The organism is Bacillota bacterium (assembly GCA_018333655.1).
In the GTDB taxonomy this organism is placed as follows: domain Bacteria; phylum Bacillota; class UBA994; order UBA994; family UBA994; genus BS524.
In genome coordinates this window covers 137681-154835 of the sequence record JAGXTJ010000055.1, presented here as the reverse complement: position 1 = coordinate 154835, position 17155 = coordinate 137681, and the positions used below count along the sequence as shown (strand labels likewise).

The following is a 17155-nucleotide window of genomic DNA, read 5'->3' as shown; positions in this document are numbered from 1 at the left end:
ATACTGGCGCGCCGGCCTTGAAATAGCCTCGGTAGCGGCAGTACCTTAAGAAAAAAGAAGGTGTGAAAATGCAGGATGTTACGGCGGCGATTGTGTTGAATGAGGCGGGAGAGGTGCTGCTGGCGCGCCGCGCCCCTAGTGAAAAGCATGCCGGTAGCTGGGAATTCCCCGGTGGAAAAGTGGAGGCCCGTGAGACGCCCGAAGAGTGTTTGGTGAGAGAAATGATGGAAGAATGTGGCGTTCGTGTTGGCATTAAGTCTTTTGTAGCCGAAAGTGTTTACCTGACCGCTGGTGGCGCTATTCGCCTACTGGCCTATAGGTGCGAGATTATAGCCGGCCATCTCACTATGTCTGTGCACGACGCCTATAGATGGGTAAGGCCGAGCGAGCTGCTTACGTACAGCCTGCTTCCGGCCGATGTTCCTATCGCCAAGCGCTGCCAGCAAGGTTTTGGCGAGTAAGTCACGCCGTTGGCCTGGGAGTAGGTCCTGCAAGTAGAAGAGGCGTAAGTAGGCTCCCTCATGTGAAAAAAGCATAAAATATGTTAGTATGAGCATAGGTAATGAGTGCTAGGACACAGGGCTTGGACACTAGGAAGAGGACCTAGGGCGGGGGGTATTGTGTTGCAGTCGCCTCGTATTGCCGCTCCGGTGAATAGGAGTGATCTCTGCTGGGCTATTGGGCTACTGCCGGTGGCCACTTTGCTCTTTGACGGCAGCAAAGTTGTCGCGCTGAATGAAAAGTGCCGGCAGCTACTAAGCATGGACAAAACCATAGCCGATTGCGCGGAAAATGCAGCAGAAGCAAACGATGCTCTACGGGAGCTGCCACTTGATGTTCTCTGGTCGGGGGCGCTAGAGGAGGGTGAGTCTTTCGCCGAGGGCAGGCTTTGGCGTGACGGCACACAGGAGTTGTGGTTAGAGTGCCGGTGTAGGAGTGTATCTTCAGAGGGGATAACCCTGGCACTAATTCATTTGTTCGATGTAACAGCGAAAAAATCCACCGAACGAAAACTGAGGCGTTTCTCTCGGCTACGCGAACTGATGCTCGAGGTTACGCAGACGGTGCTCGAGGTGGAAGACTTTAAGAAGCTGTGCCAGGTTATTTTGACTAAAGCGCTACAGGCGATTCCGAGGGCTGCCATTGGCTCGGTGCTGCTCAAGGAAGGCGAATACTTTGTTTTTGGAGCCGGGGCCGGCTTTGCGGACGATTTGAGATCCTTTAAAGTGCCGATTAAGGAGTCTTTTCTTTACCGCGCCACACGCGGCAAGATGGACCGCGTCGTCAATGTGCCTGATCTGCGTCTGATTGACACCTTTTACTTTGTCAACACGGAAGACAAAGGCGGGCGGTGCATCTGTTCTACCGTCATCGCGCCTATATATGTTCAAGGAGAACTTATCGGCTGTGTAAGTGTGGACTCGGTTGAATTGGCCGCTTTTGATGATGATGATTTACAGTCCATGATCTTTATTCGCGACAATATAGAGATCGCGGTCACCAACCACTTTCTCTATCAAGAGAAAGCCTACCTCGCTAGGCACGACCAGCTGACCGGACTCAATAATAGGTGGTACTTTGATGGGCAAGCGGGGGCCCTGCTCGAGCGGGCGCGGAGGTATAAAGAGAGTTTTCATATCGTGCTTTTCGACGTAGATAGGCTTAAGTATGTTAATGACGCCTATGGACACTTAGTGGGTGACCAAGTGCTAAGAAAAATTGCCGCGGCCCTGTTTGCCGAAACTCGCAAGAGCGATGTCTTGGCTAGATTGGGCGGTGATGAGTTTATCGGTATATTCTTCAACGCTTCCGCGGAGGCCTTGTGCGAAAAATTCAGGCAAAGTCTTGTCGCCTTGCTAACCGACCCCCTTTTAGAGGGGGGCAGCGTGGTCCCCTGCACCTATAGTTACGGTGTAGCTAGTTTTCCTGACGATGGAGAGACAATCGAAACGCTCATCGCCGTCGCCGATAGCCGCATGTTTAGTGATAAGGGTAGATCTAGCTAAGAAGACGAACCTAGGCCTACCTCTTCTGCAGGGAGGTGCACCGTGAGTGAAGATAGATCATTAGAGTCCGTGCTGCGCTGGCATGTTGCGCGCTACCCTTTAATGCAGGCCTGTGACGCCGTCAAACTTCTTTACCAAAACGAATTTGGCAGCGGGCACTTAGTGAAAGACCCGCAGAGTTCGTTGCAGTTTTTGTGCCAAGAATATGCCGCAATTGCGAAGGGTGCAGGGGCTGAACTATATGAAGACATAGGCAATGGGTATGTGCGGCTATACTTAGCCGCCCTTGACAACGCTTGTTACACGCTCGAGGAAGTAAATAACATGTTTGTTGCTACAGCCGCCGCGAGAACGGGCAGCACAAGCAATTTCTTGGTGAAGTTAGAGTTACTTAAAACGCTGACGCACGAAGCGATTTTCTCCTTTACCGAACAAGAGCTCGGGCGATATCTTGTGGGGTATAGGGAGCAGGGCTACCCGGCCGCACGCCACAGCGCAGAGTATCGGCAGGCATATTCGCCTGCTTACAGGGTGATTTTGCAGAGCCTACTAGGAGGGGGAGCTTCTCGTACAGGCATAAGTCCGCAGCACTAGTACGCGGGGCTGAAAGTGCTGCGCCTTGAAACAAAAAGAACCTTCCCCTTTGTCGCTGTCGCTGCTCTCTGCATTAAATGGTATTTATTGCAGAGAATAAAAGCGGTGGTGATTAAAGTGGCAGAGTGGTGGGACAAAATCAGGGCCTGGCTTACCGGTGGGGACAAGCTAGTGTCAGAGACAAGCCGTATTCCCCTGCAAGGTTATGAGCATGACGTACTGTACCTACAGGAGCAGCTAGGGCATGCCCCTGATTTCGCGGCGCGCGAGTTTCGTCTCGGAGTTAACGGTAGTAGAGTTGCGGCCCTCTATCTGCGGAGTTTGGCGGATGAAAAGAGCATCGCGAACTCTATTATTATGCCGCTTTCCAGCATAGCGGCCTTAGTAGACATTGCCACGCGTAACACCAGTGTAGACGCGGTCCGCAACCTCTTATCGTCAGCTTCAGTCGCCGACTTGTCTGACCTAGGCGTAGCCATGGAGCGCATACTGCTTGGCGAAACGGTACTACTTGCAGAAGGACTTAAGGTAGCCTTAGTGGTCGGCACACGCGCCAGTATTGGCCGCACTACTTCCACTCCCGAAATAGAGACGACGGTGTTTGGCCCAAAAGTGGCTTTTGTGGAGTCTCTAGAGACCAATCTCGCCTTAATTCGGCAACAGGTGCCAGCACCCACTCTGCGTATTGAGACTTTTGACCTCGGCCGCAGGAACCCTAGGCGAGTGATGATGTTCTACCTTACCGATCTAGCGACGCGCGAGACGGTCGCCGAGTTGCGCCAGAAAATCAAGGACATAGATGTCGGCAGCCTGCTAGAGACAGAGTACTTGCATACGCTCATTGGCAAAAGCCCTTGGTCGCCCTTTCCGCAAGCCATTCACACCGAGCGCCCCGACCGCGTTTCAGGCAACCTCCTGGAGGGTCGTATCGCTCTCCTGCTCGATGGCTCACCAGAGGCCATGATCCTGCCTACGGGGTTTAGCGACCTTTTCCAAAGCCCGGGAGACTACTATGAGCATCACCTCGTGACCACGCTAATGCGGGCGCTGCGCATGGTGGCCTTTCTTTTATCTACCACTCTTCCCGCCTTCTATGTGGCTATCACCACTTTTAACTACGAAGTGCTGCCAACCGATCTCCTTTTTGCCGTGGCTTCCGCTAGGGCGGGCATTCCCTTCCCGCCTGTCATTGAGACTGTGCTGATGTTGGTGCTAGTCGATATCCTGCAAGAGGGCGCTTTGCGGATACCGGCCAAGATTGGTCAGACTGTCGGTGTGGTAGGGGGCTTTGTGTTGGGGCAAGCTGTTATTCTCGCTCGACTCGTGAGCCCGCTCTTAGTTATTGTGGTGTCGGTCTCCGTCATTAGCTCTTTTGCGACACCCGACTACCGTGTCGTTGGCCTAGCGAGGCTCTTGCGCTACACCTTGCTAGCGGCGGCGGGAGCCCTTTCGGGGATAGGCATTGCAGCCGTATGGGTAGGGGTGGTTATCCACATGGCCTCACTAGAAATTTTGGGCGAACCCTACTTGCGCCCTCTGGCCCCGCTACGCCTTAGCAGTCTTTCTGACTTTGTCTTTCGTAAGCCCTACCGCAGTGCTGACCCCCGCCAAGCTAAGCGCCTGCGAGAGGAGTCATGAACTCATGCGGGTGAGAAATCGGCTCACATCGTTCCAGCATGGCGTACTCATTATCGGTGCCTTAATTGCCAATGGCATTTTTTCCTTGCCGCGCGTGGCGGCACAAGATGCGGGACGCTCCGCTTGGGTGGTCGTGGCCTTTGCCGGGCTGGTGCTCCTCATAGTGGCGCTCCTTTCTAACCGACTAGCCAGTTACTTTCCGGAGGAAGACCCAGCAGGCTGGGGGCTAAGGCTTATGGGGCCCATCGTGGGGCGCGTGTGGCTGCTGCTCTACTTTCTAAAATGCTGCTTCTTTATAGTGTTAACAATGCGTATTTTTGCCGCCATTATTACTAACCGCATGCTCATGCATACGCCAAGCAGCGTCTTGGCGGGCATAGTGCTGCTCTTGTCAGTGCTGGCCGCTGTAATAGGCATAAGCGGCCTAGCTCGCTTTGCAGAAATTAGCTTTATGGTGTGGTTGCCCTTCATGCTGCTGGTTGTAGCCACCCTTTTGCGGGGGCATCTCTTTCATCTTCAACCAGTAATTGGGGACACAGATCTTAGCGCCCTCCTCGCCGGCGCCAAGTCGGCTTCCTTTAGCTTCGCAGGTTTTGACATACTGCTGTTTAGCTACCCGCATCTCGAAAAACCCCAGAATTCTGCCCGCGCAGTGTTTTGGGCCATGGTCTTTGTCACCGCTATTTACACCCTGACTACCGTGGCGGCACTCGCGTTTTTTGGCGTAGAACATCTGACTCGCCTTCTAGTGCCGACGCTAGTGATGCTAAGTATCGCCGAGACCTCGGTCATAGAGCGGTTTGATAGCTTGGCCCTCTTTATGTGGCTCGGCATGGTCGTGGTAACGTCGGGAACCCAGCTCTACATGGGCACGCGGCTCATTCAGGGGTTAATCCCCAAGGCGAACTTTGAGAAAACAGCAGTGTTTCTGGGCGCCTTTCTTCTCGTATCCACTTGGGGAGAGACACCACTAAGGAGGCTAATCACCTTCGCCGATTATTTTGGCACCTTCGACATTTTGTTTGTCACACTAAGCGCGGTGCTTTTGCTGCCCCTCGCCTACTTCGTCAACAAGAGAGAGCGCAGGCTCGGGCGATGATTACGGCTAGGCGGCTGCTGGTGCTGACTTTAACAATTTGCTCCCTGCTCATGACCGGTTGCTGGGATGCCCTGCCCGTAGAAAAGCGAATTTTTGCCACTGCTATAGGGCTAGACTGGGTGCCCGAACAACCACACCTTACAGTGACTGTAATACACCCGTTAATGGAAGAAAAGCGCGCCCGAGAGAATCGCGTGCTGACCTTTCGCGCTCATAGTTTTGGTGAAGCTCTGGCCATGTTGCACCACAGCAGTGGGCAGCAGTTGTCTCTCGGCGTCCTTTCGGTCATCGTCATAGGTCGGCAAGCGGCCGAGCAGCCTCTCTCCTCGTTTGTGAACGACCTCATGGCTCACCCCGACCTGCGTCTTGGTGCCTATGTCCTCGTGGCCAGTGGCACAGCGCAGGAATTACTAGCTGTTACTCCGCCCGATCATCAGCGCATCGCTGTGCACCTGAGAGATATTCTGCACAGAGCTGTGCGGCGGAGCGACGCACCAGCCACGACTCTGTACGACTTTGTCACACATGTCATGACGCCAGGCGCAGATGCCATCACCGCTCTCCTTAGTCCCATAGGCACTCTCGAGCATCGTCCTCCGCCGGGGCAAGGCGCAGAGGGCGCGGGGGGCGGTGGCCAGCAGGCCGAGGGCGGTGGCAAAAATGCCTTGCCAAGTCCCCCTCCTGAAGATGTTCAGGTGGTGGGGGCAGCCCTGTGGCAAGGCGATACCATGGTAGGGGAACTGACCTTGCCCATGGCACAGCATGTCTTCGTAGCAATGGGGATTGCTGACGCCATGCTCATGAAGGTCTTGTTTGCCCCAGACGAGAGATTTTTCCCCGGGGGCAGCGTCATGACCCTTAGTATAGAGGGCGCTCGCGCCGATTGGAGTCTCGACCTAGCCGAGGGACGGCCACATTACACTTTACGACTAGATGTGAGGCTCAGTCTGCACAACTATGCCGGCACTGTAGACCTGAGTAAGCAGGAGAATAGCGAGCTTTTTGAAAAGATCATCGCGAGCACGTTTGAGCAAAACATGCTGGAGGCCCTGCAAAGACTGGTTTCTACCGGCAGCGACGCCTTAAGTCTAGGCCAATTGGTGCGCCTAAAATACCCCGCAGAGTGGGACAGCAAGGGGTGGCGCGACCAGCTTAAGACGGCGACCTTTGGCGTGCAGACAAAGGTAGAGATCCGCAACATGGGTCTGCAGCTGCTGAGACTCGAACCTGTAGACAAGTGAGACCCTAGTACAGGCTATGCTTGGCGCGTGTGTGAGGTTATAATAGGGCAGAAGAAAGTTTAAAGGAGTGTGTTCCACATGATTCCGACGCCACATATCGGGGTGCGCGAAAAGGGCATTATTGCCGAGACGGTGCTCTTGCCCGGCGACCCATTGCGCGCAAAGTTTATTGCCGATAATTTCCTTGCGGATGCGGTGCAATTTAATACGGTGCGTAATATGTTCGGGTATACAGGCACTTACCAGGGTAAGAAGATTTCCGTTATGGGAAGCGGCATGGGCATGCCTTCCATAGGTATTTACTCCTATGAGTTGATTCACTTTTATGGGGTCAAGAACTTAATTAGAGTGGGGTCATGCGGTTCATTTCTCGAAGACGTCAAGGTGCGCGACATTGTCATCGCCATGGCGGCGTCGACTAACTCTAACTACGCTAGTCAGTATGCCTTGCCCGGTACTTATGCGCCAACCGCATCTTGGGCTTTGCTGAAAAAGGCAGTCGCTACAGCGGAGCAGAAGGGCATTGCCGTCAAGGTGGGCAATGTGTTCTCCTCAGATATTTTCTACGACGACAACCCAACTTCATGGCAGAAGTGGGCAAAAATGGGCGTAATGGCTGTGGAGATGGAAGCGGCCGCGCTCTACATGAATGCGGCAAGGGCCGGTGTGCAAGCGCTGTGTATTTTAACGGTCTCAGACTCCCTGGTCACGCACGAGGCGCTTTCGGCCGAGGAGCGGCAGAACACCTTTACGCAGATGATGGAGATTGCTCTCGAACTGGCGTAACTAAGGAGTGATGGGGAAATGACCGTGAAAATAGTGGATTTACGCGACGTTTATACGGAAAACCGTGCCGAGCAGTTAGCTACTCTCATCCACATGGCTTTTCCGGGTGCAGATGGGTATCCGACGATGGAGTCCGCCCGCACCGAGGTGGTCGAGGCCTGCGAAGAGGGCAGAATTAACTTTGTGGCTTTAAATGAACTGGGCGATATTGTGGGTTGGATTGGCGGTATAGAGACATATAATGGCAATGTCTACGAGCTGCATCCGCTAGTCATCAGGGAGGATAGCCGCGGGCACAATTTAGGCACCCTGCTTGTCGAGAAGCTTGAACAGCGAGTGCGCGAGCTTGGCGCCCTGACCATTTATCTTGGCACCGACGATGTCAGTAACGGGACTAATATTTTTGGCCTTGACGTTTATCCCGACCCCCTGCTGCATGCTCAGAACCTCGAGAGTATCAACAATCACCCCCTGGCCTTCTACCGTAAACTTGGCTACGTGGTGGTCGGCATAATGCCCGACGCCAACGGCTTTGGCCAGCCGGACATCATCATGGCCAAGAGGATTGGGCGCGTGGTGTAAGTTGTAGGTAAATTGGCCTAGCATGCGCTAGGCCTTTCTTTTCGTTAGAGAAAGTATTGTTGCTAAAGCGAGCAACAGGCTTGACTTTGTGCTATTATTAAAAGGTATGTCTAAAACATGTAAGGGGCGGTAGACCATTCTTAACGTGAGCAATGTTAGCCTGCATTTTGGCGGGCAGAAGTTATTTGCCGATGTCAATCTTAAGTTCACGCCAGGCAACTGCTATGGCGTTATTGGGGCGAACGGTGCGGGTAAGAGCACTTTCTTGCGCATTCTCTCGGGCGATCTCGAGCCTAGTACAGGCGAGGTTAGCGTGGGTCGTGGCGTGCGCATGTCGGTACTCAAGCAAGACCAGTACCAGTATGACAACAAAGCAGTGCTGGAGACGGTGATCATGGGTAACCCCAGAATTTTTGAGAACATTACGGCTAGGAACGACCTCTATGCCAAGCCTGATTTTACCGATGCAGATGGTATAAAGGCGGCCGAGCTAGAGTGCGAATTTGCCGAAATGAACGGTTGGGAAGCCGAGTCAGACGCGGCGTCGCTCTTGCAGGGCCTAGGCATAGGCGTGGACCTGCATCAGGCTTTGATGAAAGAACTCCAAGGCGCTGATAAGGTGAAAGTGCTCTTGGCGCAAGCGCTTTTTGGCAACCCGGGAATTCTTGTTCTAGATGAGCCTACTAACAACCTTGACGCGCGGTCAATACGGTGGTTAGAGAACTTTTTTGCCGACTACGAGGGCACGATTATTGTCGTCTCCCATGATAGGCACTTTTTGAATGAAGTCTGTACGCATATGGCAGATGTGGATCACGGCAAAATTAAGCTGTATGTTGGTAATTACGATTTCTGGTACGAGTCTAGCCAACTTGCCCTACGCATGATGAAGGACGAAAACAAGAAAAAAGAAGAGCACATCAAGCATCTGCAGGAGTTTATAGCGCGTTTTAGCGCTAATGCTTCTAAGTCTAAACAGGCCACTTCACGTAAGCGCCTGCTCGAGAAGATTACCCTTGATGACATCACTCCCTCCACCCGCCGCTATCCATACCTAGGCTTTAAGCCCGAGAGAGAGCCCGGCAAGGACATACTCACTGTTAAGGGACTCACCAAGACGGTAGATGGAGTCAAGGTGCTCGACAATATTAGCTTCACCATGACCAAGGGAGACAAGATTGCGCTTGTCGGTATGAACGAAGCGGCTAACTCCACCTTGCTTAAGATTCTTTCCGGAGAGATGGAGGCCGACTCTGGTTATTACAAGTGGGGTATTACCATCTCTAAGGCCTACTTTCCCAAGGACAATTCAGCTCTGTTTGAAGGTGTCACCACTAATTTGGTGGACTGGCTGCGTGAGTATTCGCCTATTAAGACCGACAATCATGTGCGTAGCTTCCTCGGTAGGGTGTTGTTTTCTGGCGAGGACGGCGAGAAGCAGGTTAAGGTGCTGTCGGGGGGCGAGAAGGTGCGCCTGATGCTGGCTAAGATGATGATAATTAATCCGAACTTGCTGCTGTTTGACCACCCGACCAATCACCTTGATCTAGAAGCCATCACGGCCTTAAATAATGGCTTGACAGATTATAACGGCAACATTCTTATGACTTCGCATGATCATCAGCTCTTGCAAACCATTGCCAATCGCATTCTAGAGATTACACCGCAAGGCCTTTTGGATTTACGCGGTACCTACGATGAGTACCTACAAAAAGTTACTGCCTAAAGAACTAGAGCAACATCCTCCCTACGGGAGGATGTTGCTTTTTTAATGAGGCGAAGGATTTTGCCCCCCTAGTCTAGAACTAGTTGGTCGTCTGAATATTGCGCAAGGGCGCCAAGCACAAGAGTGGGAGGTCGCTACATGCCTGTATATCTAAAAGTGTTGCGAAATGAGTATTTCGATTCAGTGACCCTGATGTCTGTCGCTGCCAAAGTAAAAGAGGAGACTGGGGCCGAACTGGTAGTCATGCTCATGGCCACAGCGATGAATAAAACCATGCTAGTGGAGAGGGGTTTTGACTCGACTGAGCTTCGTGCCGCCTCAGCTAACGACTGCGTTATCGGTGTTACCACCAAGGTGCCTAGCCCGTCTATTGTGGCGCAGCTTGAGAATGCACTTAAGGGTGGCGGCAAGCAAGAGAGAAAGGGGCAGGGTATCAGCCCGGCGACCATTAGTAGTGCACTGCGACAATTTGACGCTAACCTCGTTGTTATCTCCACCCCAGGGGAGTATGCGGCCCGGGAAGCAGAGTTGGCCTTGCGACAAGGCTTAAATGTCATGATCTTTAGCGATAATGTTTCCGTGCCAGAAGAGGTGCGGCTCAAGGCGCTAGCGAAAGAGAAAGGTTTGCTGCTCATGGGGCCGGACTGCGGCACAGCGATTATTAATGGTGTGGGGCTGGGCTTTGCCAACCGTGTGCGGGCGGGAAACATTGGCTTGGTGGCGGCCTCGGGGACAGGCCTGCAGGAGGTAAGCGTGCTCATTCATCGCCTAGGCGGCGGCATTTCGCAAGCTATAGGAGTGGGTGGACGCGATTTGAGCGGTGACGTGGGCGGGCTGATGATGCTCGCAGGCATTAGGGCGTTAGCGGAGGATGCCGCGACTCTGGTCGTAGTGCTCCTTTCTAAGCCGCCAGCGCGCGAGGTGCAGGGGGCTATTCTAGAGGCTCTCGTTGGCGTAGAGAAGCCGGTAGTAGTTTGTTTCTTGGATGGCGAACCTGTAGATAATCCTGAAGCGAGGTGGCATTTTGTCGCGACTCTCGAGGGAGCAGCGAAAGTAGCGCTAGGCTTGGCCGGGGCGCGGGCTCAGGGCGAGGGCGTTGATAACAGTCTCTTTGCTGCGCTCGCCAGGGAAGAAGGTCGCAAGTTAATGCCCACGCAGCGCTTTATACGCGGCCTTTACTGTGGGGGGACGCTCTGTGCGGAGGCGCTTATGCTCTCTCGTGCTCGCGTGCAGCCTGTGTTTAGTAATGTGGCTAAGCGTGACAATGAAAAACTGTTGAATCCCCTGGTGAGCAGTGGGCATTGTTTTATAGACCTAGGCGATGACATCTTCACGCAGGGTAGACCCCACCCCATGATTGACCCTAGCATCAGGTTAGAGCGCATCTTGCAAGAGGCCAGTGACCCCGAAGTAGCCGTGCTCATCCTAGATTTTGTGCTAGGGTACGGCTCGCATGCAGACCCAGTGGGCGTGACGTTGCCCACGCTTCATATTGCCCGGGAAATAGCCGCGCAAAGTGGCAGGCATCTGGCTGTAGTCGGCTATGTTTGCGGCACCGACCTCGACAAGCAGGGTTATGACGCACAGTGCAAGAAGCTAGAGTCGGCTGGGGTGCTAACGGCTACGAGTACTGCTCAGGCTGCCGAACTGGCCTGTAAAATAGTGGCGGGGGGAGTTTAGATGGGGCAGCAAAGTTTACTGGGACAAACACTCAAAGTCATCAATGTTGGTACTCCCGCCTTTAACGCAGATTTGCGGCTACAGGGGGTTCCCCATGTGCACTTGGACTGGCGACCACCCGCCGAGGGCGATGTCGAACTGTTGGCGGTATTATCACGCCTGGCGCAGCATAGAGCGGAGATCGAGAGCGCCAACGACGAGGTGCTGCGCCATGTTAAGGCTGCGACAGGACGGTTAGTGGGGGTCAAGCGTGCTCGCGATGTGGTCGTGGGTATGGGCGAGCGGACTATCTTGCATGCTGGACCACCTGTTGACTGGGAAAACATGGTGGGTCCTATGCGGGGAGCTATCATGGGAGCCTTAGTTTACGAGGGCTGGGCTAAAGATAAAGACGAGGCGGCTAATCTCGCCAAAAGTGGCGAGGTGCGCTTTGCCCCCTGCCATGAGCACGGGGCGGTAGGGCCGATGGCGGGCATTGTATCGCCCTCCATGCCCGTGCATATCTTGCATGACCCAGTGCATGGCAATTATGCCTACTGCACTATAAACGAAGGGCTAGGCAAGGTGCTGCGCTATGGGGCTTACAGCGAAGAGGTCTTGGCGAGACTTGGGTGGATTGAAAAAGAGTTCGCACCAGTACTAGACCAAGCCCTAACTCTTGCGGGCGGCATCGACGTGGGGGGGATTGTCGCGCAGGCACTGCACATGGGCGATGAGTGCCACAACCGCAATAAAGCTTCTACCGGCTTGTTTCTGCGTGAAATTATGGGCTGGGTGCTAAAAACCACTTTCTCTTTGCCGCAAAAACAAGCCGTCCTCGAGTTTATCAAGGCCAATGACCATTACTTTCTTAACTTGTCCATGCCCTACTGCAAAGTGACCTTGCAAGCAGGTCACGGCGTGCCAAAAGCGAGTATCATCACCATTATGGCGCGCAACGGCTTTGAGTTTGGTATAAAAATAAGCAGCTCCGATCAGTGGTTTACTGGGCCTGCCAACTATATTTCCGGCTTGCTCTTTCCCGGGTTCAGCAAAGAAGACGCTGCGCCAGATATCGGCGACAGCGCCATTACCGAGACCCTAGGGATCGGTGGCTTTGCGATGGGTGGCGCACCGGCGATCGTAAAATTTGTGGGTGGTAGCGTGCAAGATGCCCATAACTATTCACTCAAGATGCACGAAATCTGCCATGGTGAAAACAGCGCCTTCACCCTACCTGCGCTTGATTTCAAGCCCACTCCCCTCGGCATAGATATCATCAAGGTTGTCGAAACCGGGGTCTTGCCCATCATTAACACGGGCATGGCGCATAAGGAGCCGGGCGTAGGACAAGTGGGGGCAGGGCTTGTGTCGCCACCCTTTAAGTGCTTTCGCGACGCCCTCGTGGACTTTGCTGCGACCCTTGACAAGGGATGATTCTTTTTGTCGCAATTAGCGCCGTGCGGCAAATTCCAGATATCCGGCGCGGGCTCGCTCAATCTCGGCTATGGCATGCTCACGGTCAGCCCAGCCATGCACGGTGACGGCCTTGCCCTCTAGTTGTTTGTACTGTGAGAAAAAGTGCTCAAACTCTTTTTTAAGATGAGAACCCATGTGAGAAATATCGGTCATTTCGGTGAATCGGGGATCATTGACGGGGACGCTTATTACTTTTACATCGGTACCCTTATCGTCCTCCATGAGAAACATGCCGATAACGCGTGCTCTGATTACACAGCCCGGGAAAGTAGAGTTCATCATCAGCACCATGATATCCATAGGGTCCCCATCGTCAGCCAATGTTTCAGGGATGAAGCCGTACTCTGCGGGATAATGCATGGGCGAGAATAGTGCTCGGTCGAGGAAGAACATATTGCGCTCGGTAGAGAATTCATACTTGTTGGTGCTACCCTTGGGTATCTCGATAAAGGCCTCAACATCCGACAAAAGGGACGGTTCTTTTTGTCGCGGAAAGCGCAGTGCGGCCAGTTCGGCGGCAATTTGGGCACCGACCGCGGCATTGTTGTAGATTAACTCCATATTTGCGTTAAGGCTCTGGCCACCCGTGACTTCAGTGACTTGGGAGAGTAAGAAGGGGGTGGCTTCTTTGCCCCTTATGCCACGCACCTCTGCTTCGCGTAGCGCGCTGTCGATAGCCCGCGCTATTTCCGCCTCGTCCATGGCAAATTCTGCGGGAATGGGGTTGGCCACGACAATACCGCCTTGTAGCCCTAGCTCCCATTTCGCTTGCGCCGTCTTGGCAACTGCTAGAGCGCTTTCGGCCATGTAATCAACGGCAAAGCCGCTCTTCCTGGTGTAAAAGGCAGGGAAGTCGGGTGTTTGGTAGCCGAGTACAGGCACCCCCTGTGTCTCTAAGTATTCTAGGGTCAGCCCGATGTCTAAAATTGATTTGCAGCCGGCGCAGACAACAACTACATTTGTCTGTGCTAATTCTGCCAAGTCTGCCGAAATATCAAAAGTCTCCGTCGCACCGCGGTGTACGCCCCCAATGCCGCCGGTAACAAAAACCTGTATACCAGCGAGGGCAGCGATAATCATCGTCGAGGCCACAGTCGTAGCCCCGTCTAGGCCCTCCGCGATGAGGTAGGGTAGGTCGCGCCGTGAGGCTTTGATCACAGAATTAGATTGAGCGAGATGCAGCATTTCTTCTTCCGTCAGGCCGGCCTTCAGTCGGCCCTTGACAACAGCGCAGGTTGCGGGGACAGCGCCGCCAGAGCGCACTATGTCCTCCACGCGCCGGGCAGTTTCTACATTGTGCGGGAAAGGCATGCCGTGAGAAATTATCGTACTCTCTAAAGCGACCACAGGCCTGCCTGCCGCTAGGGCAGCTTGCACTTCCGGGCTGAGATCTAAGTGTTTATGCATGAGCATTAGTATTACTCCTCTCTTCTCCTAGGGGATTTTCGCTTGGTAGCATACTCTGCACGCGTGTTAATGACATCTCGGGGTGTACGGTTCTAGGTGAGCGCGCTGTCAAGGCGGCCATGGCCTGTGCGAACAGGGCGGTGGCCTCAAGTGTGTAATTGTGCAGGTATCCGTATACTAGTCCGGCCATAAAGGCGTCTCCGGCGCCAGTGGAGTTTACCATTTTGAGAGGGGCAGGGCTAATTTGGGCGTAGGTCAGCTCGTCGCCATACACTACACCGCCTGGCCCTAGACTGATGAATACCCGTTTGACACCCTGCGTGATAAACCAATTCTTTACGGCTAAGAGGTCGTCTGCAGTATGGATGCCTTGGCCGGAAAGAAACTCCGCCTCGTACCTGTTTGGTTTTATGGTGTGAAAGGCCCCCAGCACAGGCTTTAGTTTCGCGGCTTTACTTGAAGAAACAGTGTCCACGAATAGTGGGCAGTCGCCATACTCCTCGGCAATCATTGTCAGTACGGGCTGGCTGAGATTAGCGTCTACGACAATGGCCGCCGCACTGCGTAGCAGACTGTCGTGCCCGCGCACATAGTCGGGGGTAATGTGCTCGAAGATATCCATGCTGGCGATAGCCGCCTTCATATCTCCCTCTTCGTCCACAATGGCTAGGTAGGTAGCCGTGCACTCGTCTTTAGGCATAAGTGCGTGAGTAAGGTCTATGCCGATTCTTTCGCTCTCTTCACGTAGGCGGTGACCAAGGTCATCATCACCTAGAGCAGTTAACATTTTAACAGGGATGCCGAGGCGAGCGAGGTTCTCCGCGATGTTGCGGCCCACGCCTCCCGACGCCGTACTTATGCGCCCGGGGTTTGAGTCGCCGAGGTGAAAAGGCCCCCGCGGGAAGCCGGTAATATCGATGGCTGCACCGCCGATAACCACTACATAAGGGTCTGGTCGCGACATGGGCATGCTAGGCTACCTCCTTTCTTGGCAAGTGACTTGTCTAGATTAGCTTATGATGGATTGTATGTCTGCTCTCGTAAGCTTGTCAAGGTGAGCAAGCCAGGAAACTTGTTCTGTCAGCGCACGTACAAAGATGTTAGGGCTTCGCGGTCTGGCAGTAGGGCCGTGGACTATGGGGAGGATGAAGATTTGCTAGCAGTCAGCCATTTGAGCAAAGTTTTTGTCAGTGGCAAGAAAGAGGTCAAGGCAGTTGACGACATTACCTTTTCAGTTAGCACTGGGGAGGTGGTTGGACTGCTTGGTCCAAACGGGGCCGGTAAGACTACGACCATTAAGTCTGTGCTGGGTATTATGCTGCCCACTGCCGGAAAGATCTCCGTCGGGGGTTACGACCCTTTCACCCATCCGGGCGCGGCCCTTTCGCGGGTGGCAGCGGTGCTTGAGGGCAGCCGTAACATTTACTGGCGCATGACGACATGGGAAAACATAGTCTTTTTCGCGGGCATACATGGAGTCTCTGTGCAGCGGGAGAAGGACTACTTTGCCCACTTAGTAGACCAGTTTAGGTTGTCCGATAAGCGCCACACCGAGGTGCGACAACTCTCTCAGGGTATGAAACAGAAGGTAGCCATCTGCGCTGTTCTCGCCAAGAAAACACCACTCGTGTTCCTCGACGAACCTACCGTAGGGCTAGACATTGAGACCTCTTATGAACTGCGTGAGACCCTTAAGCGCTTAGCCGCTGACGAAGGGCGTACGCTAGTCGTTAGTAGCCATGACATGGCCGTAATTCAAGACATTTGTCAGCGTGTCATCATTATGTCGGGTGGGCGCATCATCGCCGACGATAAGATTGCCGATCTTTTGGCCGTCTTGCGCAGCCGTACCTACAGGTTGGTGCTAGACGGTATTCTGGCCGAAGAAGCCGAACAGGCACTGCGGCATTCTTTTGGCAATGTTGACCTTAAAGTTGAAGATAGGCAGTCAACCCTCTTCGTAAATCTCCCACAGGCCAAGATGTTGTATGACTTAATGGATTTCCTGCGGGCACAGCAGTTAGCCGTAGAAACAATAAATCAGCAGGAAGTAGATCTAGAACGGGCCTTTTTATCCTTAGTGAGAAAGGAGCGCGAGAAATGCAACGGCACCTCGTAGCCTTTAGAGTGATTCTCTACCGCAATATTATTGAGCTTAAGCGCTATGCCTTTAACACGCTCTCGATGATCGTGTCCATGTATGCCATGTTCATGATCCTGTTTTTTGGAGCGCAGCACTTAGGCGGCGCAGCACTAGCCGCAGGGAACACTCTAGAGGGCATGCTCGTCGGCTACCTTTTGTGGACGCTGTCGATCATGGCCTACAGTGAGCTTTCCTGGGACTTAAATGCCCAAGCGCAAGTAGGAACGCTAGAGCAACTATATATTTCTCCCTTTGGTTTTAGTCTGCTTAATGCCTACAGCCTGCTCTGCAACTTGGTACTACAGTTTGGCTACGCAGCGATTATGTTGGGGCTGCTCTTAGTTAGCACGGGAAAAGAGCTCCACATCGATTTAGTTAGCATTGTGCCTATCTTTGCCCTCGCATTGATGTCGGCCTACGGCGTCGGTTTTGCCGTGGGGGGCTTAGCCCTCGTTTACAAGCGCATACAAGCCTTTTTCTCCATTTTTCAATTCGTTTTCTTGGCCTTTCTCACTGTGCCGTGGGCACAGTTCCCCTGGGCTCGCTTCTTGCCCCTTTCTATGGCCAACTTCCTGCTGCGCGAGGTTATGATTCATGGCAAGCGCCTGTGGGAATTAGAGTCCGTCCACCTCGTGACCTTGGTCGGTGTGGGAGTATTTTACTTAGGGCTAGGCGTGCTGCTTTTCGGCGTCAGTGAACGCATAGCCCGTAGCAAGGGGTTGCTAGGGCACTACTAGCTTAGGCAGGTGCCCTTCTATAGCGGAGACGTTGCGACAGCGGGGATGGTTCTTTTTG

Annotated in this window: 15 protein-coding genes; 13 read left to right on the top strand and 2 right to left on the bottom strand. The window is 53.5% G+C overall.

Going from position 1 to position 17155, the window contains the following annotated elements; all coding sequences use genetic code 11:
- The first annotated feature begins 68 nt into the window (after window positions 1-68).
- The 11 genes from KGZ92_10555 (at window position 69) to KGZ92_10505 (ending at window position 12768) form a co-directional block, all read left to right on the top strand.
- The gene (locus KGZ92_10555; GenBank protein MBS3889707.1) at window positions 69-461 is read left to right on the top strand and encodes a (deoxy)nucleoside triphosphate pyrophosphohydrolase; all 393 of its coding nucleotides are present in this window, start codon (window positions 69-71) and stop codon (window positions 459-461) included.
- Between the two features lie 159 nt (window positions 462-620).
- A complete protein-coding gene (locus KGZ92_10550) occupies window positions 621-2006 on the top strand; it encodes a sensor domain-containing diguanylate cyclase (protein ID MBS3889706.1) in 1386 nt (461 codons plus the stop codon).
- Window positions 2007-2048: 42 nt separating this feature from the next.
- Window positions 2049-2600, top strand: a complete 552-nt coding sequence (locus tag KGZ92_10545) for a hypothetical protein (protein ID MBS3889705.1) — start codon at window positions 2049-2051, stop codon at window positions 2598-2600.
- An 87-nt stretch (window positions 2601-2687) separates the two neighbouring features.
- A complete protein-coding gene (locus KGZ92_10540) occupies window positions 2688-4238 on the top strand; it encodes a spore germination protein (protein MBS3889704.1) in 1551 nt (516 codons plus the stop codon).
- Between the two features lie 4 nt (window positions 4239-4242).
- On the top strand, window positions 4243-5337 hold the full coding sequence (locus KGZ92_10535; GenBank protein ID MBS3889703.1) for an endospore germination permease: 1095 nt from the start codon (window positions 4243-4245) through the stop codon (window positions 5335-5337).
- Window positions 5334-6578 carry a hypothetical protein gene (locus tag KGZ92_10530; GenBank protein ID MBS3889702.1) on the top strand — a complete coding sequence of 415 codons (1245 nt, stop codon included), beginning with the start codon at window positions 5334-5336 and terminating at the stop codon, window positions 6576-6578. Before KGZ92_10535 ends, KGZ92_10530 begins: the two co-directional genes overlap by 4 nt.
- Before the next feature lie 78 nt (window positions 6579-6656).
- Window positions 6657-7364, top strand: a complete 708-nt coding sequence (deoD, locus tag KGZ92_10525) for a purine-nucleoside phosphorylase (protein ID MBS3889701.1) — start codon at window positions 6657-6659, stop codon at window positions 7362-7364.
- Between the two features lie 18 nt (window positions 7365-7382).
- Window positions 7383-7946, top strand: a complete 564-nt coding sequence (locus KGZ92_10520) for a GNAT family N-acetyltransferase (GenBank protein MBS3889700.1) — start codon at window positions 7383-7385, stop codon at window positions 7944-7946.
- A gap of 136 nt (window positions 7947-8082) precedes the next feature.
- A complete protein-coding gene (locus tag KGZ92_10515; protein ID MBS3889699.1) occupies window positions 8083-9672 on the top strand; it encodes an ATP-binding cassette domain-containing protein in 1590 nt (529 codons plus the stop codon).
- A 138-nt stretch (window positions 9673-9810) separates the two neighbouring features.
- Complete coding sequence (gene fdrA / locus KGZ92_10510) at window positions 9811-11352, top strand: acyl-CoA synthetase FdrA (protein ID MBS3889698.1); 1542 nt, start codon at window positions 9811-9813, stop codon at window positions 11350-11352.
- Window positions 11353-12768 (top strand): DUF1116 domain-containing protein, encoded by a 1416-nt coding sequence (locus KGZ92_10505; protein ID MBS3889697.1) that lies wholly within the window; start codon window positions 11353-11355, stop codon window positions 12766-12768. It abuts the gene before it with no gap.
- A gap of 15 nt (window positions 12769-12783) precedes the next feature.
- Here KGZ92_10505 and KGZ92_10500 read toward each other — a convergent pair whose 3' ends face one another.
- Together KGZ92_10500 and KGZ92_10495 are read right to left on the bottom strand one after the other, a co-directional pair.
- Window positions 12784-14223: a pseudouridine-5'-phosphate glycosidase gene (locus KGZ92_10500; protein MBS3889696.1), complete on the bottom strand. Its 1440-nt coding sequence runs from the start codon at window positions 14221-14223 to the stop codon at window positions 12784-12786.
- On the bottom strand, window positions 14210-15187 hold the full coding sequence (locus tag KGZ92_10495; GenBank protein MBS3889695.1) for a carbohydrate kinase family protein: 978 nt from the start codon (window positions 15185-15187) through the stop codon (window positions 14210-14212). Before KGZ92_10495 ends, KGZ92_10500 begins: the two co-directional genes overlap by 14 nt.
- Before the next feature lie 183 nt (window positions 15188-15370).
- On the opposite strand from KGZ92_10495, the gene KGZ92_10490 reads away from it, so the two are divergent.
- Together KGZ92_10490 and KGZ92_10485 are read left to right on the top strand one after the other, a co-directional pair.
- Window positions 15371-16336, top strand: coding sequence for an ABC transporter ATP-binding protein (locus tag KGZ92_10490; GenBank protein ID MBS3889694.1), 966 nt, complete (start codon window positions 15371-15373; stop codon window positions 16334-16336).
- Window positions 16318-17097 carry an ABC transporter permease gene (locus KGZ92_10485; GenBank protein MBS3889693.1) on the top strand — a complete coding sequence of 260 codons (780 nt, stop codon included), beginning with the start codon at window positions 16318-16320 and terminating at the stop codon, window positions 17095-17097. Before KGZ92_10490 ends, KGZ92_10485 begins: the two co-directional genes overlap by 19 nt.
- The last annotated feature ends 58 nt before the right edge of the window (window positions 17098-17155 follow it).